The 20,032-nt window shown below is 37.1% G+C and carries 22 protein-coding genes and 1 pseudogene; 4 read left to right on the forward strand and 19 right to left on the reverse strand.

From position 1 onward, the window contains the following. Positions 1-24: 24 nt before the first annotated feature. Positions 25-228 (reverse strand): hypothetical protein, encoded by a 204-nt coding sequence (locus tag ACVIJU_RS18685; protein ID WP_235600483.1) that lies wholly within the window; start codon positions 226-228, stop codon positions 25-27. Positions 229-315: 87 nt separating this feature from the next. After that, positions 316-588: pseudogene (locus tag ACVIJU_RS18690) on the reverse strand (DUF6431 domain-containing protein); the annotation flags it as partial. Positions 589-725: 137 nt separating this feature from the next. On the opposite strand from ACVIJU_RS18690, the gene ACVIJU_RS18695 reads away from it, so the two are divergent. Further along, on the forward strand, positions 726-818 hold the full coding sequence (locus tag ACVIJU_RS18695; protein ID WP_456687899.1) for an IS3 family transposase: 93 nt from the start codon (positions 726-728) through the stop codon (positions 816-818). A 319-nt stretch (positions 819-1,137) separates the two neighbouring features. Here ACVIJU_RS18695 and ACVIJU_RS18700 read toward each other — a convergent pair whose 3' ends face one another. The 7 genes from ACVIJU_RS18700 to ACVIJU_RS18730 all read right to left on the reverse strand — a co-directional run bounded on the left by ACVIJU_RS18700 (position 1,138) and on the right by ACVIJU_RS18730 (position 6,009). Next, positions 1,138-1,434, reverse strand: a complete 297-nt coding sequence (locus ACVIJU_RS18700) for a hypothetical protein (protein WP_063387903.1) — start codon at positions 1,432-1,434, stop codon at positions 1,138-1,140. A gap of 49 nt (positions 1,435-1,483) precedes the next feature. Further along, positions 1,484-1,975: a stage II sporulation protein M gene (locus tag ACVIJU_RS18705; RefSeq protein ID WP_456687900.1), complete on the reverse strand. Its 492-nt coding sequence runs from the start codon at positions 1,973-1,975 to the stop codon at positions 1,484-1,486. After that, positions 1,976-2,680, reverse strand: a complete 705-nt coding sequence (locus tag ACVIJU_RS18710) for an ABC transporter ATP-binding protein (RefSeq protein ID WP_063387905.1) — start codon at positions 2,678-2,680, stop codon at positions 1,976-1,978. After that, the gene (locus ACVIJU_RS18715) at positions 2,677-4,302 is read right to left on the reverse strand and encodes a hypothetical protein (RefSeq protein ID WP_162877050.1); all 1,626 of its coding nucleotides are present in this window, start codon (positions 4,300-4,302) and stop codon (positions 2,677-2,679) included. The genes ACVIJU_RS18710 and ACVIJU_RS18715 overlap by 4 nt, the downstream gene beginning before the upstream one ends. A gap of 173 nt (positions 4,303-4,475) precedes the next feature. Next, a complete protein-coding gene (locus ACVIJU_RS18720; RefSeq protein ID WP_162877051.1) occupies positions 4,476-4,817 on the reverse strand; it encodes an uberolysin/carnocyclin family circular bacteriocin in 342 nt (113 codons plus the stop codon). A gap of 33 nt (positions 4,818-4,850) precedes the next feature. Next, positions 4,851-5,507: a YIP1 family protein gene (locus ACVIJU_RS18725; RefSeq protein WP_162877052.1), complete on the reverse strand. Its 657-nt coding sequence runs from the start codon at positions 5,505-5,507 to the stop codon at positions 4,851-4,853. Positions 5,508-5,856: 349 nt separating this feature from the next. Continuing rightward, positions 5,857-6,009 carry a hypothetical protein gene (locus ACVIJU_RS18730; RefSeq protein WP_205419950.1) on the reverse strand — a complete coding sequence of 51 codons (153 nt, stop codon included), beginning with the start codon at positions 6,007-6,009 and terminating at the stop codon, positions 5,857-5,859. Between the two features lie 141 nt (positions 6,010-6,150). Here ACVIJU_RS18730 and ACVIJU_RS18735 point away from each other — a divergent pair, with 141 nt between their 5' ends. The 3 genes from ACVIJU_RS18735 (at position 6,151) to istB (ending at position 9,286) form a co-directional block, all read left to right on the forward strand. Then, entirely contained in the window at positions 6,151-6,882 is a 732-nt protein-coding gene (locus tag ACVIJU_RS18735; RefSeq protein ID WP_456687901.1) for an SAM-dependent methyltransferase, read from the forward strand. A 119-nt stretch (positions 6,883-7,001) separates the two neighbouring features. Beyond that, positions 7,002-8,531 carry an IS21 family transposase gene (gene istA / locus ACVIJU_RS18740; protein WP_066251714.1) on the forward strand — a complete coding sequence of 510 codons (1,530 nt, stop codon included), beginning with the start codon at positions 7,002-7,004 and terminating at the stop codon, positions 8,529-8,531. Further along, entirely contained in the window at positions 8,528-9,286 is a 759-nt protein-coding gene (gene istB / locus ACVIJU_RS18745) for an IS21-like element helper ATPase IstB (protein ID WP_066251710.1), read from the forward strand. The genes istA and istB overlap by 4 nt, the downstream gene beginning before the upstream one ends. Before the next feature lie 1,877 nt (positions 9,287-11,163). Here istB and ACVIJU_RS18750 read toward each other — a convergent pair. The 10 genes from ACVIJU_RS18750 to ACVIJU_RS18795 form a co-directional block, all read right to left on the reverse strand. Further along, the gene (locus ACVIJU_RS18750) at positions 11,164-12,030 is read right to left on the reverse strand and encodes a PHP domain-containing protein (RefSeq protein ID WP_327873431.1); all 867 of its coding nucleotides are present in this window, start codon (positions 12,028-12,030) and stop codon (positions 11,164-11,166) included. A gap of 38 nt (positions 12,031-12,068) precedes the next feature. Further along, positions 12,069-12,920: a PhnE/PtxC family ABC transporter permease gene (locus ACVIJU_RS18755; RefSeq protein ID WP_117017264.1), complete on the reverse strand. Its 852-nt coding sequence runs from the start codon at positions 12,918-12,920 to the stop codon at positions 12,069-12,071. A gap of 54 nt (positions 12,921-12,974) precedes the next feature. Then, on the reverse strand, positions 12,975-13,760 hold the full coding sequence (locus ACVIJU_RS18760; protein WP_117017248.1) for a PhnE/PtxC family ABC transporter permease: 786 nt from the start codon (positions 13,758-13,760) through the stop codon (positions 12,975-12,977). Positions 13,761-13,774: 14 nt separating this feature from the next. Then, positions 13,775-14,539, reverse strand: coding sequence for a phosphonate ABC transporter ATP-binding protein (gene phnC, locus ACVIJU_RS18765; RefSeq protein ID WP_117017249.1), 765 nt, complete (start codon positions 14,537-14,539; stop codon positions 13,775-13,777). Between the two features lie 21 nt (positions 14,540-14,560). Beyond that, positions 14,561-15,616: a phosphate/phosphite/phosphonate ABC transporter substrate-binding protein gene (gene phnD / locus ACVIJU_RS18770; RefSeq protein ID WP_117017250.1), complete on the reverse strand. Its 1,056-nt coding sequence runs from the start codon at positions 15,614-15,616 to the stop codon at positions 14,561-14,563. Between the two features lie 111 nt (positions 15,617-15,727). After that, positions 15,728-16,456, reverse strand: coding sequence for a phosphonate C-P lyase system protein PhnL (locus ACVIJU_RS18775; protein WP_117017251.1), 729 nt, complete (start codon positions 16,454-16,456; stop codon positions 15,728-15,730). Then, positions 16,434-17,084 carry a DapH/DapD/GlmU-related protein gene (locus tag ACVIJU_RS18780; protein WP_162877053.1) on the reverse strand — a complete coding sequence of 217 codons (651 nt, stop codon included), beginning with the start codon at positions 17,082-17,084 and terminating at the stop codon, positions 16,434-16,436. The genes ACVIJU_RS18775 and ACVIJU_RS18780 overlap by 23 nt, the downstream gene beginning before the upstream one ends. Before the next feature lie 22 nt (positions 17,085-17,106). Beyond that, entirely contained in the window at positions 17,107-18,285 is a 1,179-nt protein-coding gene (gene phnM / locus ACVIJU_RS18785; protein WP_117017252.1) for a phosphonate metabolism protein PhnM, read from the reverse strand. A gap of 36 nt (positions 18,286-18,321) precedes the next feature. Next, positions 18,322-19,167: an ATP-binding cassette domain-containing protein gene (locus tag ACVIJU_RS18790; RefSeq protein WP_063387914.1), complete on the reverse strand. Its 846-nt coding sequence runs from the start codon at positions 19,165-19,167 to the stop codon at positions 18,322-18,324. Next, positions 19,160-20,023, reverse strand: coding sequence for an alpha-D-ribose 1-methylphosphonate 5-phosphate C-P-lyase PhnJ (locus ACVIJU_RS18795; protein ID WP_063387915.1), 864 nt, complete (start codon positions 20,021-20,023; stop codon positions 19,160-19,162). Before ACVIJU_RS18795 ends, ACVIJU_RS18790 begins: the two co-directional genes overlap by 8 nt. Between the last annotated feature and the right edge of the window lie 9 nt (positions 20,024-20,032).

The following is a 20,032-nucleotide window of genomic DNA, read 5'->3' on the forward strand; positions in this document are numbered from 1 at the left end:
GAAATAGATCCAAAAAGAAACAAATTAGGCACCGAATCTATTCGCTAAAAAATGGGTAGATTGTTCATTCCACATCGCTTGGATGAGTTTTTCCAAACAGACCTCCTCCATTTTTTGAATCCACTCCTGTGCTTGAACGAGTGGTTCATCGGACAACCCAAGAATTCGCTTCCCTTTGGTTTGAAAAAACCAACGAAGCCACGGTAAGTTGGAGAGTAGTCGACGCATATAAAAATAGACTCCTTGTCGGGTAGGAAAGAACCTTGACGAACGTGTCCCCTTGTCTAAGAGAAACGAGAGGCGCTCGTTGATACATGGGAGGATCGTCCAAATCGTGTATTGGAAATAAGGGAAGAGAAACGTGGGAAGCACCGTAACCGTCTTTTGGCATATCGTGCATCGATAACGAGCAATCCAAATCCGATAGGCTTCTTGTCCCATTAATGCATTTCGTTCATAATAGCCGTGACGGTAAAGGGTTCGCTTGACTTGGCAATGTGGACAACGATGGATCGACGGAAAAGCATTCTGTTTTCCTAAGTCCGCATAGGTTTGCACATCGATTCCAAAGTCGTACAATCGAATCACGGTCTCGTTCTCCCCCTCCGAAACAATTTACTAAAAATTTAGCACACTCTTTCAGAAAAGGGGAGAAGAACATCCCGAAGGAATTTGCAAAAAAGAAGGCTTTTTATGCGGAGATAAAATGATAATTTACACTTGCGATGGATGAGTACATCCGCTTTTATAATTATGAAAGGTATCAAAAAAGATTAAACGGCCTTAGCCCCATGGAATATAGAGCTAAAGCCGCTTAGGTATATTTTTATTATTTCTACTGTCTACTTGACAGGGGGCAGTTCATAAGTCGATTTTCCGGCTTATAGACGCCCCTTTAATGTTTTAGAAACGTTGATATATCAACGCTTATGATGCTTCGATTTCAGTGGATTTTGACTTGCTGGACAGCCCCTGTTTGTGCTTCGAACAGCCTTTATTGTCTTTTACATTATGGCTGCGGCGAAATCTGTCAGAAATGTATATTTCTATCAAAATCACGAATTAGACTTCAATATATTAGATGAAATGAAAATTTGTGAGCATCATAAGATACAATCTTTACAAACTTTCGTAAATTCAACCTTGGAACCACCATATCGTAACAATAGTTAGAAATAAAAGATATATGAATGATATAATTCGGAAGAGCCTTTTTTTATTTTTAAACGGCGGCTTCCACATTATGACGATAATGGCAGGAGCAAACAGAGTGATTAAAATGAGTTTTATCTCAATAAATGCTATACATAAAGCTAATAATATGGAAACGTAAAAAACGGGTATAAACCATGTGCTTTTTTCATTTTCTTCATCATCTGACCCATTATTCGAATCATTCAGTAATTTTTCTAAGTTTAGTTTTTCCCATAGCATATGCTTTACACCTCCTCATGAAAGTTGGGCCATTAAATATGGAGTGATCTTAGCCTCTACAACTGCAGCGATAAATGTCAAAATGATCATTAGAAAAAAGAATGTAAAGATGTCCCTTTAAAAAAACGGAATTTGATTCTCCCCTAATTTTGGCAATGACCGCATCAATCAGTTTAAACCCAATAGAACCCGCAATAATCATAGCAGGAATCTCAAATATACCATGTGGAACTAGGGCTGTTACAATATAAATTAGATCGTTCCCATGTTGAAGACTGTGCATGATAGATACACCAACTAAAAAACCATTGACTAGTAATAAAGCAGCAGTAAAAATTCCAAACGTAAATATAGTAAAGCTTATGAAAACATCCGCAAGTACGTTATGTATAAAATAATCAAATATAGTACGCCCAACATTTGGTTCCTGTCTTTCTACAGGTAAGATATTGCTAAAAAAAGTACCCATGATAATTCCAATCACGTATATTATAAACGCTACTGATAAAACCCGCTTATTTCGCAGTAGAACGTTTTTCATTTAACCAATCTCTTCCATATCGTTAATAATCATATTTTCGAAATTTATTATGTTTTTCATGTTCGTGTATTCCTTTAATATTTCCCCATTGATTAAAACTCCTACACGATCGCATAGATTTTGAGCAACATGCACTAAATGAGTAGACATGAAAATAATTTTTCCACTATCTGCGTATTCCCTTAAAAACTTTTTCATAAACATTGTTGTCGGAGGATCAAATGAGCTTAGCGGCTCATCTAGTAAAAGCACATCCGGTTCATGAATGATAGCACCGGCAACAGACAGCTTATGCTTCATACCAAAGGAAAGAGTTGAAATCATTTCATTTTCCTTATCTTTTAGTGAAAAATTTTTTAACAACATTTGAATACGGTCAGTTTTTTGCGAATCGGGTACTTGCTGCAGATCAGCTATAAAATCTAAATATTCCTTTGGAGTAAGATAATTGTAAATAAAAGGTGTGTCCGGCACATAACCAATATATTGTAAAAATTCGGATCGATCATCATCAATTGTCTTACCATCAATAAATATTTTTCCAGAGTCTGGAGTGACCAATCCGATTATACATTTAAGCAAAGTGGACTTCCCAGCACCGTTTGGCCCTAATAATCCATATATTTCTCCTCTTTTTAATGTAATATTAATTGATTTTAATACATCATACTCCTTATACCTTTTCGAAACATCTTTTATAATCATCTGCTCATCTCCCAATGAGAAGTACCGACTCGTTTAATCCAAAAGTAAAAGAATATAAAAAAGCTTATGAATAGCAAGAAAGAACCTAAGATTGCCAACACATTAAAAAGAATGCTGCTGATGTAGTTTTTCCAGTAAAGAACCCCTAACAGTCCATATATTTCTAAATTTAATATTAAAACAATTCCAAGAATCGTGTGTTCAAAAACAGAAGCTTTAACGGAAGAGCCAACATCTTCAATATGTTCCCAATCCAGACGCGGATACAAAAACGTTCCAATAATTTGAGCACTGCTGATGATAATAGCGGTAGTATTTACAAGGACAAATATCATAATGACAGTACTTAGTTTCAGATGAAATAACGAGACAACACATATAAATAAAACGTTCATGACAATCAAAATAGGAATAACATGTAAAATCGCCTTGCTTACGACTAACTGGTTCAAAGAAGAGCCTGACCCTTTATATAAAAGCAAGTTCTCCCTTTCAGCATCAGCTGATGTAATCCCTAATAATCCGTCTCCTAAAAACGAGACATTTAATGAAACTGCAAAGATGATCGGATATATTACGAAAAGAGCCGGGAATTCAAACCAATTTTGCATCATTCCTAACCCGAACAATATTCCGATTTCGGAAGCCAGCATATAGATAGATAAATAAAACCTCTTTTTTATTAAAAAATTCGCTCGAGTGAAAGCGATGAAATCTTTTTTCATAACCGCCAAAACTTTCCTTGATAAAAGCTTTTTTAGTTTTCTATCAATAAAGTTATGAAAAGATCTGTTTTTTATTATTTTGACATTTGTTTTTTCATTGGAAAGCTGCGACATATCTTTTACGTCTAAATATTTATTTACAATAAGAAACGAAATATAAATTAGAATGATTCCAATAATTAACAACAATGGTTGATAATAGATAAAGTAATCTACTTCCATTAGTGTATTAAATAACCAATTAGTAGGCAGCACATAACCAGTCAAAATCACATCAAGATTGAATCTAGAAATAGAATGAATGATTGATTCTATAAAGTTTTCCTCATAAAAGTAGCTAAAGCCTAACCAGCCAAATACAGTCGTAGACAGAAATGATAGCAGCATAACAAAAACAAAAGAAAGTACACTTTTCACAGCTGACTGAAAAACAACATGCAAAAACTTTGAATATATTATGTATAATCCTGAAGAATAAAAACTGATGACCCCAATTAAAAAAAGAACATAAAATGGAAAAGATACAAATAACAATAGCCTAGAAGTTATTGATTCTTCTGCAAAATTTAAAACGTAGAACAGGATTGGATATAAAAAGAAAAGAGTCGAAAACAGTGACTTGAAAATGATTTGCGTAAAAAATCTTACCAATAATATATCATTTGGATCTGTTTTCACGGAGTATAGTAAGAGAAAATCTTCCGGATAGACAAACCTTTGCAAAATATCATGAGAAGAACGAAGATTGCTGATTAAATTCCATAATACTAGCAAATTGACTAACAAAACAGCTGCTTGAGAAAAATAAGGAATGATTAGTTCTACTAAATGATATAGGATAAAATTGTATACTCCAAAAATGAAAACAAATAAAACTAGTAATATTTTTTGATTCAATAAATTTTCCCCAAACGGAAAGAAAAAAAGAAATCTATTGACATAGCGTCTAAAATTTAACTTGAAATTCGAATAAAATAGATTAGACTTTAACATACTGCCCCCTGAATTTAAAATCTAGGGCGATGGCAAAAACTTATTTCGCCATCACCTGAATTACCTTTTATCTTTGTTTACCATTTTGCTGCATACTCTTTTCCTTTTTTCTTAGCTAAGTATTTGGCAGTTTGAACCATTCCGGCTGTGATTAAGCCCACTCCACCAATAATAGCCGCAATTAGACTAATAGCAGTAAGTACATCTGATGTAACAAGAATTACACCAATAACTGCATAAGCTGTTCTTTCGCTAATTCTTAAGTTCGTAGCAAGATCAAGTAGAAAACCGTCGCTAATACCTTGTGTTGATACTGCTGTCACAACAGATTCAGTAGTTCCCATAAAATAGGTCCATGCTGCTAGAGCCATTAAAAATGCTACAATGCCAATTAATTTCTTATTATATGCTTGTATCATTTTCTCACCTCCTTTCAAGTCAAGCATAAATATTCAAATTAAATTAAATAACATGACGGTTGAAAGACCTAATAAAAATAGCAATGAAATAATCATGATTGATTTCATATAAGACAATTTATGTGATTCTTTTAAGGCAATACATCCCAAAATGCTTGACCACCAAAAAAATGGATCTATCAAAAGGTTAGTTAACAAAGAAAAACTAGATTTATTAAGAGAATCTATATAGGAAAAAGAAAAATCACTTCCAATCGTAACAGCGAATAATGTTAATATAATGAATTTTATTCCTAAAGGTATCATTGCGAGTATATAATTCTGGAAAAACTGTCTTGCTGTACTTTTTCCACCAAACAGAATACTTGTGATATGTAATATATAAAAACTTGTAAAAATAGTTGCCACTATTTGAACAGTTCCTAGCAACAATAAAATAACTAATATTAAAATGTTGAATTTTTCCGAAAATTTCAGATCATATTCCTGAAAAACTGATGCAACGATATTGGTGATCGTAGGAGAAATAGATATAAAAAAACATAAAGAAATTAACAAAATAAATGCAAATACCAACCACGCAATTTTATGACTATCTTTTCGAGAGTTAACGATATGAAAAAAATTATTCGGTGAAAAAATATAAAAGTATGCTAAATTTATATAATTTAATTCTTTTGCTTTCCCCATATTTCCACCTTTTATGAAATTTTTAAATTTATTTACATAATTTATAAATAATAACATATTCTGTATTCATTATATATTTAGCCTTCACAATTTTCAAGTAAAATTTTACATTTTGATAGCAAGGATTTGATAAATTGGAAAATAAAAATATAAAATTCAAATTTATAGCATTCGTTTTACATTATACATTAATGAAATTGTCAAGTATTTTGGAATTTTATTGATAAACACGTTAAAAAGCTTACGGCCTATATGTTTTTTCAGTTGATGATTGTTGCTCAATTGAATGAACCCTTATCCGCAAATTTTCTGGCTATTAATAATACTTATAAGAACAATGGATCATACGTTAAATCGTCTTATAATAAGGATTATCGAATATCGGCAAAGGTTTCATCAAATACTCTAAGCCAGGCTGCCGTTTTTGATACTGCAGCAGAAAAGTGATAGGAATTTGTAGACACTTTGTTTCGCTGCCGTAATAAGGATACATCTGAATCATGTCAATTTCCTCCTAGATTTTCATTCAACAAATAAGATATTCGCCTAAAGTTCCGGCAGGGGGCAAGGAAGTTCCATTGTTTGGCTTTTTTTGATATATTTTTCATGTAGTTTAGATTAGTATGAGGAAAGGTGAGCAGAGATGAGCAAAGTGAAAACAAAAAACAAATGGGATTTAAATCACATTGTCTTTATCGGCAGAATTCGGGATGAATACATGCGAATGTTTGACCTTGCCGAAGAGGAATTAGTGGGCCAAAAAGTTCTTGATTGCCCAGCAGGTGCGTGCTCGTTTACGGTCGCATCCAACCAACTCGGATTAGATGTTACAGCATGTGATATTGCTTATTCTTTTCCGATTGACCAATTGGAGGAAAAAGGAATACAAGATATTGCTGTCACTATGCAGAATATGAAAAAATCCGAAATTCAACAGAATTTCCTATGGGATTATTTCAAATCCGTTGAAGAATTGGAGCAGGCAAGAACTAAAGCATTAACGGAATGCATTGTAGATATGAAAAAGAACAAAAGCCGCTATGTTCCTGCAGTTTTGCCCTCATTGCCTTTTGCTGATCATCAATTCGATATGACGCTTTCAGCCAACTTTTTATTTCTTTATGAAGATCAATTGGATTATGATTTCCATTTACAAACAATAAAAGAGTTTATACGTGTAACCAAAACGGAAATAAGAATGTTTCCAACAACCAATTTGGCATGCAAAAGATATCACTATATGGATCAACTGATTCAGGACATAAAAGATTTAGGATGGTTTGCTGAAGAAATAAAAGTACCGTATGAATTTCAAAAAAACACGAATACGATGTTAAAATTAATAAAAAAAGGTCGCTTGTATTTGATAATTTAAAATTGAGCCACTTTTGAAGGGTTCGATCACATAAAAAATGAGCCACCTGATTTCCAATTTTCATTACCTCCCTTATGATTGAAAGTGCCTAAACTTTTCATCAGAGGGAGAGAAAAAGGATGATCAAGATGGCTCAATTTCATCATATCAAATTCTTGCATGAGGTAGAAGGGCTATCCCAACGACAAATTGCTCAAAAATTAGGGATTTCAAGAAATACCGTAAGCAAATATCTAAAACAGAATGAGGCTCCAACCACCATTCATCGGCAGAAAAACTATCATGGAAAGGAGTATTCCGATGAAACGAAGCGAGTCTTGCCCATTATTGATCAATGGCTCGAAGACGATCTAAAACGTTGGGGAAAACAACGTCATACCGCTGCCAGAATTTATCGAAGATTGGTCGATGAGTACGATTTCAAAGGATCTGAGTCCAACATCCGTAAGGTTGTAGCCAAACGTAAGAAGAAGCTACAGGAAGTCTTTATTCCCCTTGACTTTCAACTCGGCCACCAATTCCAATTCGACTGGGGAGAGGCGGATATTATTCTACAGGGTCGAACACAACGAATTTACCTCTTTTGTATGCAACTTTCGGCAAGTCGAATGCGATTTGTACGAGCATACCTGCATGAGAAACAGGAGGCTTTCTTAGATGGCTTTGTCCATGCGTTTGAATTCTTTGGAGGAGTACCTACCGAAGGGGTATTTGATAATTTAAAAACAGCCGTAGTAAAAATACTCCAAGGGAGAGATCGTCTCGAACAGGATGCTTTTCTAGCCTTACAATCCCACTATTTGTTTAAGGCAGAGTTTTGTAATATTCGTTCCGGGAATGAAAAAGGACGAGTGGAAGGGACGGTCGGATACGTAAGAAGAAACGTCTTCGTTCCGCTTCCGGACGTACAATCGCTGGAGGAATTAAACGCTTATCTATTGGACTGGTGTTTGAGAGAGGCGGAAGAAAAAACCGTTCCGTTCACTAAAGAAACGGTTGCGCAAATGTGGGCGAAAGAAAAGGAGTATCTACACCCACTCCCTGAAAAGAAGTTTGAAGCTTGCCGATTAGTCTCTTGTCAGGTGAATAAGACCTCTTTAATTACAGTGGAGACCAATCAGTATTCTGTCCCTTGTAGTTATGTAGGTCAAGCTGTATGGGCAAAAATATTTGTCGATCATGTGATCGTTGTGGCTCAAAATCAAGTGATCGCTGAACATCCTCGTTCTTACGAACGGAACCAGATGATCACCAATCTAGATCATTATCTGGAGGCATTATTAAAAAAACCGCGAGCGATTCGGGATGCCCATGCATTTCAATCATCTGACCTTCCGGATGTATTTAGGCGTTTTCACCGAAAAATGAGGGAACAAGAAGGAGCCGCGGGCGACCGTAAATTTATCCGACTCCTTCTCCTTCATCGAGAGATCGGGATGGAAAAATTGACACAAGCATTACGAGAAGCTGAACAAGCGCAGGTCTATCGGTATGAAGTCGTCCATGAAATCATTCAAAGACTGACGAATAACTACTTGCAGGTCCAAGATCTATCTAAGGAGAAAACGCCTGTAAATCTACTAGACTATAAAATTCAAAAGGCAAACGTAGCTCAATACGGACAATTAACGGGAGGTCAGATGAAATGACAACAGAAATCCTTTTAGACCATATCACGAAGCAATTGAGAATGCCTACAATTGCGAAACAATATCGCTCTCTCGCAAGAGAGGCAGAAGAAAGAAATCTACGGTATGAAGAATACTTATTGGCACTATTAGAAGCAGAAGTGCAGGCAAGAGAGGAAAATCAAAGACAGCGAAGGCTCAAACAAGCTGCCTTTCCCATCCACAAAACTTTAGACACCTATGATTTTACTTTCATGCCGAGCTTAAATCGAAATCGATTTCTCACACTCGCAAAAGGTGAGTTTGTAGAGAGAAAAGAGAATATTATTTTTCTAGGGAATAGTGGCACAGGGAAAACCCATTTGGCCATTGGGCTTGGAATCGCCATGATCCAAAATGGCTACAAAACCAAATTCATTACTGCTTCCGAGTTAGTGGAAGAGTTGCTTATTGCTAAAGAAGAGCACAAACTTGGTGCGTTTGAGAAGAAGTGGCTCAAATATGATGTGATCATCGTAGATGAACTGGGATATATCCCCTTTTCCAAAACAGGAGCAGAGCTATTATTTCAGTTCTTTTCCAATCGCTATGAACGTGCAAGTGTCATCATTACAACAAATCTTGAATTTGTAGAATGGACGAACATTTTTGGGGATGAAAAGATGACAGCAGCGTTGCTTGATCGGCTCACTCACCGTTCGCACATTCTTCTTCTAAACGGAGAATCTTATCGATTCCGTCAAAGTATGAAACAGAGGGAAAATGGGGAGTGGTAGCCAGGTGCGCGAAGCGTTTGGATGAGTTGCCCCTAGGGGCAACTCATCCAAACACCCACCTTCTCCCATTTATGGGAACTCTGATTCTAAAAGTGGCTCACTTTTGAAGTGATCGCTCTGGCTCAATTTATTATTGACAAAAACAGTCGCTGACAACTTTTTAGGCTGAACCGGGCAAAACAAGATGATGAGCAAAACTATCTGTTGGTTCCTATACTATTTTTTAAAATCCAATAATAAACAAATTGTATTTTAAAATTGACGGGGTGTCCAAATAGAATATTTTGGGCACCTTTCTTCATAATGACTATGCTAAATAAATAGTGTTGACGGCAAAAATAAAAAAGACTTCTTTTCAGATTTTTTCAAGTTTTCGTTTAAGAAGTTAATTCTTATTACATATTGTTTTTTTAAATCTGATCCAATATGTATCTCTTATTTTTGGTCCTAGTAAAACATCTAATGAGAATGGTAGATATTTCGATAAAAAATGTCTTTGATTCTTATTTTTATAAAGGACAAGAGAAAATATTGTTACACTACTTAAATATATATGAAATTTAGTTAAAAAACGTTGAAATTGTAAAAAATGAATATTTTTGTATAATTTATCCATATTTTTAATATAATAAAATTGTAACAAGAAATAAAAAATCGTTAGGAGTGAAAAACTATGCAACTTATTGAAACTATTCTTAACATTATACAATCTCTTCTTGGCAGGCTTATCTAATCTGTATGAATGGTTGCGAGAAACAATATAAATGACTAAAAAGACTGTCGGCAATTCGTTGACGGTCTTTTTAGTTTGATTGAAAGAATCATCATATTTACCAAAGCAATCATCCCCATCGGATGTCCAAGGTTTTAGTTATACAATCCATTAAATAGTATAATCTTTTTCAGTTATTGCCTTGAAAATTGAATCAAGATCTTGCAATTGTCCTTTAAACATAATGAGAAAGAGAAAAACCCTAAATATTGCAAATGAATAATATACTGAATTAAGATTTGCCATAAATCAGTAATTCTGGAATACTCCTTTAATATATTTCCCCCACCTTTCTTAAAAGCAAAAAATTGGTCAAGTCCTAATGTTTGTGTTAAAGCCGACTCTCAGTTCAGCAAACTTATGCCTCCGGATATAGAACCGATTTATGTCCACTTCTTTTTACACAAATTCCTAGACTTCATATTGTTTAAGTCACTACCCTTACTTTCAACAGTCACTGGCTCAAAATTTTTATTCTTTAGTGTGTGGACATTTTTTTATGCCGGACGTTCCGATATATCACCGTTTATAGAGGAAGGGATAAAGCAGTTTAGACTATTTGTATGGCATACCGACACATAAACACATAAAACAGAATGAGCGGAAAGCTCCCAATTTTTCTGAAAAAGAAATCCGTTTTGAAAAAAACTAAGAGCTTGCCATATTAAATTTTTGCTTTCCGCATCCACTTGAAAAATTGAAAAATGCCTAAAGACCATTTTGTATATTTTTTTATCGTTTTCTTAAATCTGTTTATTGACATTATAGATTGATATTTGTTTGATTTTAAAAGTCAATCTTAGAGGAATCGGGCTAAAAATTTACAATTTAGATATAATGAATAGGAACCCCTTATAACAAATTAATATAAGTAAAAGGATACCGTTCAAAATTTTCTATATCAAAGACATTTCCTTTATTCATATGTTCCGTGCTCAATATTCGACACGTTTTTTTAAAGATCCATATAAAAAAAGATAAAACCGTATGCCTTTGTATATTTATCTGTTTACGCAAACTGTTGAACAGAGGCCATGTCCCAAAGGAGATTCATCCCCCACTTATTTTAGCTTACCCTAAAATAAGTGGGGGCTTCTCCAATCGTTTACGATAATGTTTTCTTGCTTTCACATAGCTTTTGATAGCGTTCGAGAAGTTTTTCATATCGAACCATTCCGGCATCTTTGCTGCCTAGTTCAAAATTTCCATAAAAGCCGTGAAAATCAGATCCTCCTGTTTCGATCAGCTCGAATTGGTCCGCATAATATTTGACAAGTTCTTCGTCCTTAGGTCCATGCAAAGGGTGAACTGCTTCGATGCCTTCTAAGCCAATCTCAACCCACTCGGGGATTGCATCAAAATTGTTGAATTGTTTTGGATGGGCAAGTACCGGCAAACCGCCCGCCTCGCGGATGGCAACAATCGCATCTTCAACATCGACATACTGTATAGGTATGTGCGCTAATCCTTGCGGCTTTCCTTCCCCGCCTTTTGAAAAAAGCTTATTATATAGATCGCCATAGATTTTGTCAGCGTATCCTTTGTTTATTAAAGCATGCATAATATGCTGTTTGTATACCCCTGTGCCGTCTTTGGCGAATTGTTCTACTTCTTCCCATGAAATGTTAAAACCTGCTTTCATAATTCTTTTCGTCATTTCATATGATGCTAGGTGTCTCATCTTTAACAGCGGGCTGCACAGGTTTTCAATCGCTTCGTGATGCGGTTCCACAAAAAAGCCTAAAATATGGGCTCTCCGTTGTCTTTTATAGTCATAAGCCGAAATCTCGATCCCTGGAATAATAGTTACTCCGAGCTGCTCTCCTATATATTTCGCTTCCTTTAATCCTTTTGTCGTATCATGGTCCGTAATTGCCAAATGGGTGATTCCTTTTTCTTTCGCAAGAGAAATCAATTCAAATAGACTCATTGAGCCATCTGATATATTTGAATGACAATGTAAATCAATCATTACGGTCAACACCTGCTTTCACTGTTTTTATAAAATAATTAATGAGTTTCACGCAAATTTACCTTCATTCTTGTCGAAACAAATTCGAAAATGATCGCTAAAACAAGAATGAAGTAAGTAATCATTCCGATTTCCCTTAAATCAAAATAAAATCCGCTCGCCATAAACAAATCAAATCCGATCCCGCCTGCTCCTGCGGCAGCCCCCATCGCAACGGCAACGGAAAAGTTAATCTCAAATCTCATAAACGTCCAAGAAATTAAATACGTCATTGACGAGGGGATTACCGTCTGAAACACAATTTGCCACCAATTGGCCCCGCAGCCCTTTAATGCTTCGATCACACCTTCATCCAACTCTTCGAACGATTCAGAATATGCTTTAATCAAATAGCCAATGGAGTGAAACGTCATGCCAATAACAGCTGCAACACTTCCTAGACCAGCAGCGACGGAAAAAATCAGCACCCACAAAACAGTAGGAACGGCGCGAATAAATGCAACAAATGCTTTAATGGTATTGGAAACAACTTTATTTGATAAATTTTGCGCTGCCAACAGCCCTAGAAAAAGTGCAATAACAGCTCCGAACACTGTCGTCAAAAAAGCAAGCCCCAAAGTTATCAACACTTGATAGATTGCTTCTGTTATAGTTAATCGCGAAAAGCTTGCTTCGAAAAACATTGTTTTAAAATTCGCAAACGTTTCTTTTAATCCAGACATGAAATTTGTATCGCCATAATCAAACACGGTAAAGCCATAAACAGTAATAACGAATAATGCTGTCAATGTCAGCCGGATGGCAATTGCCTGCTTCGTCAACGGTTTCACTTTTATTTTCGAAGAATGCGTTAATTTTCCGCTGTCTTTCAGAGTGCTTCCAGTTTTCATCAACCATTCATTATTCATATCATCACCCTTTCTTCCTTAAATTTTCATTCATCGTTATAAAATGACCCTTCTTATCAAATTCGAAAGATATTCAATGACAAATACCGTCAGTACGATAGTCATGACAACCAAACTCGCTGCACTATAATTGGAGCTTTTATAATACAAGTCAAAAGAAAAACCAATTCCTGTTCCGGTTAAAATTCCAACTAAAGTCGCGCTGCGAATATTCGTTTCAATCTCAAATAATACCCAACTGATCATCTGGGGAAGGCTGGATGGAATGACCGACTGGAAGATGATCGGAAAAAATTGGGCGCCGGTTGCACGCAATGCTTCAACGGAACTATTGCTAACTTCATCGATCGTTTCTATAAATGCTCGCGTTAAAAAACCAAAGGAGGCGAAGAACAAAGCAAAAAATCCGGTAATGGAGCTTTGTCCAAAAGAAAAGAGCAGAATCAATGCCCATGCAGCTACCGGAATATTACGAGAAACAGTTGCAATTCCTCTGCTTATTGCACTTAATAATCCATTCACTTTCGTCGTCTTCGAACCACATATTGCGAAAAAAGTAGCAAAAATAGCTGCAGATGTCGTGGAAGCGACTGATATTAAAACTGTTTCTTGTAATTTACTTAAAATATCCGGAAGCTTTTCCATCGCTTTTGCATCAGGAAAAAAATTTGTCACTCCCCACTCTACTGCCTTTGCGACAGAGGCGAGTCCTTTCACAAGCTGAAAATCTGTTATCAACATAGAAAGATACGTTAACACAATCAACAATAAAAAAAATAAGGAGAAGCTTCTTCTTCTTTTTACAAAGATATCTGCTTGCATGATCTTCACCTACATTAAAGAATCAGATTCTTTACTTCAGACCCATAAATATTGCGAACAATATCTTCCGTTATTTCTTTCGGAGGACCATCGTACACTTTCTTTCCATTATTAATACCGATAATTCGATCAGAGTACTTCAAAGCGACATCGACTTGGTGCAGGTTGACAATACAAGTAATTCCGAGTGTAGAAGAAATATTTTTTAAATGATCCATAATGATTTTGGCTGAATTTGGATCTAAGGAGGCAATCGGCTCATCACACAATAGCATTCTCGGATTTTGAATTAAGGCTCTGGCAATTCCGACGCGCTGTTTTTGTCCGCCGCTTAGCTGATCACACCGTTTATACACTTGATCCTCCAGCCCCAACAATCCGAGAATATGAACCGCCTGCTTTTTCTCCTCCTCGCTGTATAAACCGAATGCTCCTGCCAAAGTTGACTTATAGCCGAGCCTTCCGTGGAGCACGTTTTCAATAACGCTTAATCTAGTGACAAGATTGTAATGCTGAAAGACCATTCCAATGGTTGCTCTCACTTTTCTTAAGCTTTTTTTGCCAAGCTTTAAAATGTCGACACCATCAAATATGATTTCACCGCTAGACGCTTCGATCATGCGGTTAATACACCGGAGGAGGGTTGATTTCCCCGCCCCCGATGGACCAATGATCGAAACGAATTCCCCTTCTTTTACAGAAAAGTTAATGTCTTGAAGTGCCATTGTATTGGTTCCATAACGTTTTGAAACGTTATTTAATGTTAAAATGGCTGTCATCGTTTATCCCTCACCAAATCCTTATTTAGACAATTCTCTGATCGGATCAAACCAAGAATCCTCTACTTCAACGAAACGCTCATTAGCTTTTTTCGTAAACAAACCGCTAAAATCAGAATCCTCCGGCACGAAAATCTTCGTATTGTTGGCTACTTCATCAGAAACAAAAGCTTCCACAAGCTTTTTGCGATCTTCTTCAGATACGGTTTCCGTATTGACAACAAACGGAGCATTCAATACCGGTGTGACTGAAATTAAGACAAATTCCTTTCCAGGCACAGTATGAAACGGCTCAGCAGCATCATTTTTGACTTTATATACCGCTCCCGGTTTATTTTGCTCACCGTCAACTAATTCAATATAGTTGTTCACACATGTGTCGCAAAATGCTGCTACATCTACTTTTCCAGACAGTAAGTTAACCGCAGACCCTTGATGAGAGCCTCCATATTGCACTTCGCTGAAAAACTTGCCCTCGCCGCCTTCTAATAAATCTTCAGCAGTTAAGTCTTTGTACTCTTCTTTTTGGCTAAAGTACGAAACGATTTCGGTCGATGGAACTTTAAAGCCTGATGTGGAGCTGTTAGACACAAATGAAAATTTCTTTCCAGCTATATTATCAATGGAAAACCCGGAGCCGCTTTTGTACTCGTCTTCATCCCCTTTATTTACGGCAAGCCAGCTGTAGTACATGGCATCATCAAGTGTGCCGGATTCACCGCTCGGAACAACGAGAGGAAGCACTTTTTCATTTTTGTCATGAGCCTCTATGTATCCCTGTGCACCCATAAACGCTAAATCAGCATTTCCGTTTGCAATCGCCTCAATGGCAATAATGTAATCAGTTGTCGTCTTATGCTCGACTTTCTTTCCAGTTGCTTCTTCAATCAACTTAGCGATTTCGTCACGTGCCGCTTTCAAATCTTCGCCGGATTCATTCGGGTACCATGCAATTGTAAGCGTATCGTCGCCGTTTTTTTGAGCGGAATCGCTTTCTTTCCCTGCTGATGATGAACAACCTGACAAAAAGATGACCAAGATGAAAGCGATGCTCATAAATCTCAACATTTTTTTCATATTCATTACCCCTTTTCTTGTCAAAATAGATTATTTTTCCATTTATAATTGAATATAAAGGATGAATGTAAAGGCATTGTTAATTCATATCATTGAATTACTAAAGAATTTTTAATGTTTTGTAAAGGGATTTTTTTCAGAATACTTGATGATTTCCCCCTCCAGCATTCGGTATTCTACATCACATAAGTTTTGCATGAACAACATATCATGAAAAATTCCCAGCATTGTTGTCCCTTCGCGAACGAGCTGTTCCATCAATACTCTTACTTTTTCCTTCGATTCATCATCTAAACTTGCCGTCGGTTCATCCAATAAAAGTAGTCTCGGACGCTTTACCATTGCTCTAGCGATGTTCAACCGCAGTTTTTCACCTCCGGAAAAAGTAGCAACATAACTATCCCAAAGCTGCGGATCCAGTTCAAAATGCGTCAATATTTTTTCTGTTTCTTCCTCCGCATACTTATCGTTATGCCCCATTTCTAATATCGCTTGTTTGACTATTTCCCTGGCCGTTATACGCGGCAAAGCATTTAAAAACTGCGATACGTATCCGATCTCATGCTTTCGTAAATAAATCATTTCTCTTTCCGTCGCTTCTCGCAAATTGATTAGGCCAAACTTTTTTGAGTTGTACCAGATGTCTCCACTTTCAGGCAAATATGTGCGATAGATGCATTTTAAAATGGTTGATTTGCCGCTGCCGCTTTTACCGGTAATACCGACAAATTCTCCTTCTTTTACAACAAAGCTAATCTTGTTAATTGCGCGGATTTCCTTGTTTACACTGTGCAATCGAAATGTTTTGGACAGGCTCTCAACCGTTAAAATGTTTTCCACTGAATTCCCTTCTTCCCTCATACTTATCTAGAAATGTTTCAATATGTTGAGACAAGTCGTCGATTCGTTCTTTCAACGTTTCATACGACCAGTCCCACCACTTGATTCGTTCCAATCGTTTAACCGTTTGCTCATCAAATCGGCGCCTTAGCGGTTTGGCTGGTATTCCAGCAACGATTGTATAAGGCTCTACATCCTTTGTCACAATAGCTCCGCTGCCGACTACTGCACCATTGCCGATTTTTACACCAGGCATGATGATGGCCCCATGGCCAATCCATGTGTCATGGCCGATATAGGTGATTTGTGCTTTACGCCATGATAAAAACGCTTCATCGTCATGAGTATCAACTCCATACATTTTTCTCCGATACGTAATATGGTGCAAAGTAGGGCGATTCATCGGGTGAGCGGTTGGACCGATTCGCACCATCGCAGCAATATTGGAAAATTTTCCAACTTCAACATTTTGCAGGATGCAAAACTGCCCTGTATAAGAAAAATCCCCCATTTTTACATTTTCTAAATAATTGTGAGCCCCTATTTCTGTGTATTCACCTAATTCTGTATGAAACAACTGGCAATGTTCATGGATATAAGGTTTTTTTGACAGCTTTTTCTCGATCATAGAAACTCCCTTTCCATCATCTTTAAATTCTATAATTTGTTTTCAAGATTAAACGGCCGTCCACAAAACAAGACGTGATAACCGGAAAATCTAAGTCTATTTTTTCGATGATGACTATATCCGCTTTTTTTCCTTCCTTAATTGATCCAATTTGATCATCCAGTTTGACAGCTTTGGCCGGGTTAATCGTCACAAGCTTAAACATTTCGACTAGGTCGATATCGCTTTTTTCGCTCATTTTAAAAACAGCATGAAGCAGCGATGGAGGATAATAGTCACTACATAAAATATCGATACACCCGTGTTGAATGGCTTCTTGTGCAGATAAATTTCCGCTGTGGGACCCTCCCAAAAGAACGTTCGGAGCCCCGGCCACCGTCAGCATTCCTTTCTTTTTCGCATTTTTAGCAATTTCCAAGGTGATTGGAAATTCACTGATCGAAGCCCCAAAGCTTTGGACAAGCTCAAGTTTTTCCAACGTGTCATCGTCATGAGAAGCGATAGCAATACCTTTTTGTTGTGCCAGCGTTGCAATTTCCTTTATTCCCTCAAGTGTTAATTTTTCCTTATGCTGATGTTTTGTAATGACTCTATCAATCTCTTCATCACTGAGCTCTTGGTAGCCTTTTATCGTTTTTCTGTAAATTTCTAAATCTCTATATTGTCCTTGACCAGGGGTATGATCCATAAACGAAATTAAGTGCACCTTGCTCTCAGCAATGTACGATTTTAAGTTTTCAACTTCTTCGATGCTGTCAATTTCAAACCGTGCATGGAACCGATGTCGTATTAAATGCTTTGTATGATGAGTTTGGTGGATCATTTCAATAAATTTCCGGACATTTTCCGGCTCACGGATCGGTTTATGTGAAAATTCCGAGCTTTTATAAATAGAAAGTGAATGAAACATTGTTGTAATCCCATGGGTGATTAATTCTTTTTCCGCTTCGCGAAGACTTAAATGAAAATTCATTAACGCTGTCGGTCTTGGTGCTGCCATATGTTCAATATAGTCAGAATGAAGATCGATAAACCCAGGAGCGACATATCCGCCCGCCGCATCGATTACTTCCACTCCTTCCTTCCAAGCGATTTTCCCTTTGCCATCAATTTTGCTAATTTTATCTCCTTCAATAAGAAGATCGTAACCATCGAGAATGGTTTCTTCCGTTATAATTCTTCCGTTTGTTATGAGATACACGTTTTTTCCTCCATTCTCACAAGTCCAAAAAATTGATCATAATAATGAATGGACGAGCTGCTGTGTATAAGGATGCTGTGGATCTTCCAAAATTTGATCGGTCAACCCTTGCTCGATAATTTTTCCTTCCAGCATGACGAACGTTCTGTCTGCAAGCATTCTGATAACGCCTAAATCATGGGAAACAACGATCATGCTTATCTTCAGTTCCCTCTGTAAATTCCGTATCAAATCTAAAACATTTGCTTGAACGGACAAATCAAGACCGGTCGTTACTTCATCGAGAAGGAGAATCGGCGGATTATTCGACAATGCTTTGGCGATTTGAACTCTTTGCTGCATGCCCCCCGAAAATTTTTGGGGCTCCTCCTTCATCCTAAATAGCGGAATGTTTACCTCCTCAAGCAGCACTTGTCCTCTTAACACCATCTGTCCAACATTCCTGTTCCCTGCCGCAATTAATTTTTCAGCAATATTGCCGATGGAGGAAAAGTTCATGCGCAAGCCGAGAAGCGGATTTTGGTAAACTTTCCCCATCAGATGGTTGCGAATGTACCGTTTTTGTTGGGAGGACTCGTTTAATACGTTTTTTTTTCCATCATGATAAAATCGGATATACACTTCACCGCTTGTGGCCTCTTGATCAAAATATAGCTGTCTCATTAATGTTGATTTACCGCTGCCGCTTTCACCTACAATGCCTAATACTTCACCGGGATAGAGATCAAACGAAATATCACGGCAAGCATATACCGTACCGCAGACAGGGCAAAAGTTTTTCACCAAAACGGCGGAATCCGCCTTTCCGCATTGGCTGCATCCAGGTCCGAATTGTTTGTTTAACTTTTTGACCGATAATACTGGATTGCTTAAATCATCCATGTTGAACACCTCTTGATTCTGATTGCTCATTTAATCTTGATAAACAATAGCTTGTATCATTGCATTGGTAATAGGTTTCACCTGTTTCCTCATTAAACAATTCATCCAAATATACTCCCGTAGCGCCGCACAGTCTGCAATGTTTATCTTCAAAGCTCTCCACTTCAAACGGATAATCGTCAAACGCAAGTGAAACGACTTTCGTGTATGGTGGTACAGCGTATATCTTCTTTTCACGACCGGCTCCAAGCAAAATTAATGCCTTTGAATAGTGCATTTTCGGATTATCAAACCTTGGTATAGGACTCGGCGCCATGACATACCGATTTTCCACCATCACAGGATGATCAAAATCCGAAGCCATATGCCCGTATTTCATGATTTGTTCAAAAAGCATCAGCCATGCGCCGCTGTATTCTTTCTCCGCATGAAGCCTTTTCGTATTATATTCGCTCGGTTCATAATCGCGCAGCGGTTCAGGCAGTGGTACTTGTAATACAAGTATCTGGCCTTCTGTAAGAGGAATTTCTGGAATTCGATGTCTTGATTGAATGATCGTTGCTTCTTGCGTCTCCTCCGTCGTTTTAATGCCCGCCGTTTTCATCACCAATTTTTTAATGTTTACCGCATTAACGGATTCATCAGAGCCTTGGTCGATTACTTTTAAAACATCATCTTTGCCAATGAGAGAAAGGGTTAATTGCAGTCCACCTGTTCCCCAGCCGCGTGCAATCGGCATTTCTCTTGATGCAAATGGAACTTGATAGCCCGGAATGGCAATTGCTTTTAATGTGGCTCTTCGAATTTCCCGTTTGGAACCTTCATCGAAAAAAGCAAAATTATAATGGATTTGCATGAATTCCTC

Source organism: Aeribacillus sp. SP014 (assembly GCF_054055575.1).

Excerpts from the sequence above, each read along its gene's own strand:
- ACVIJU_RS18685 (WP_235600483.1), bottom strand. The coding sequence starts at position 228 with ATGCGTCGACTACTCTCCAACTTACCGTGGCTTCGTTGGTTTTTTCAA.
- ACVIJU_RS18695 (WP_456687899.1), top strand. The coding sequence starts at position 726 with ATGGATGAGTACATCCGCTTTTATAATTATGAAAGGTATCAAAAAAGA.
- ACVIJU_RS18700 (WP_063387903.1), bottom strand. The coding sequence starts at position 1,434 with ATGCTATGGGAAAAACTAAACTTAGAAAAATTACTGAATGATTCGAAT.
- ACVIJU_RS18705 (WP_456687900.1), bottom strand. The coding sequence starts at position 1,975 with ATGAAAAACGTTCTACTGCGAAATAAGCGGGTTTTATCAGTAGCGTTT.
- ACVIJU_RS18710 (WP_063387905.1), bottom strand. The coding sequence starts at position 2,680 with ATGATTATAAAAGATGTTTCGAAAAGGTATAAGGAGTATGATGTATTA.
- ACVIJU_RS18720 (WP_162877051.1), bottom strand. The coding sequence starts at position 4,817 with ATGATACAAGCATATAATAAGAAATTAATTGGCATTGTAGCATTTTTA.
- ACVIJU_RS18725 (WP_162877052.1), bottom strand. The coding sequence starts at position 5,507 with ATGGGGAAAGCAAAAGAATTAAATTATATAAATTTAGCATACTTTTAT.
- ACVIJU_RS18730 (WP_205419950.1), bottom strand. The coding sequence starts at position 6,009 with ATGATTCAGATGTATCCTTATTACGGCAGCGAAACAAAGTGTCTACAA.
- ACVIJU_RS18735 (WP_456687901.1), top strand. The coding sequence starts at position 6,151 with ATGAGCAAAGTGAAAACAAAAAACAAATGGGATTTAAATCACATTGTC.
- istA (WP_066251714.1), top strand. The coding sequence starts at position 7,002 with ATGATCAAGATGGCTCAATTTCATCATATCAAATTCTTGCATGAGGTA.
- istB (WP_066251710.1), top strand. The coding sequence starts at position 8,528 with ATGACAACAGAAATCCTTTTAGACCATATCACGAAGCAATTGAGAATG.
- ACVIJU_RS18750 (WP_327873431.1), bottom strand. The coding sequence starts at position 12,030 with ATGATTGATTTACATTGTCATTCAAATATATCAGATGGCTCAATGAGT.
- ACVIJU_RS18755 (WP_117017264.1), bottom strand. The coding sequence starts at position 12,920 with ATGAAAACTGGAAGCACTCTGAAAGACAGCGGAAAATTAACGCATTCT.
- ACVIJU_RS18760 (WP_117017248.1), bottom strand. The coding sequence starts at position 13,760 with ATGCAAGCAGATATCTTTGTAAAAAGAAGAAGAAGCTTCTCCTTATTT.
- phnC (WP_117017249.1), bottom strand. The coding sequence starts at position 14,539 with ATGACAGCCATTTTAACATTAAATAACGTTTCAAAACGTTATGGAACC.
- phnD (WP_117017250.1), bottom strand. The coding sequence starts at position 15,616 with ATGAAAAAAATGTTGAGATTTATGAGCATCGCTTTCATCTTGGTCATC.
- ACVIJU_RS18780 (WP_162877053.1), bottom strand. The coding sequence starts at position 17,084 with ATGATCGAGAAAAAGCTGTCAAAAAAACCTTATATCCATGAACATTGC.
- ACVIJU_RS18790 (WP_063387914.1), bottom strand. The coding sequence starts at position 19,167 with ATGGATGATTTAAGCAATCCAGTATTATCGGTCAAAAAGTTAAACAAA.
- ACVIJU_RS18795 (WP_063387915.1), bottom strand. The coding sequence starts at position 20,023 with ATGCAAATCCATTATAATTTTGCTTTTTTCGATGAAGGTTCCAAACGG.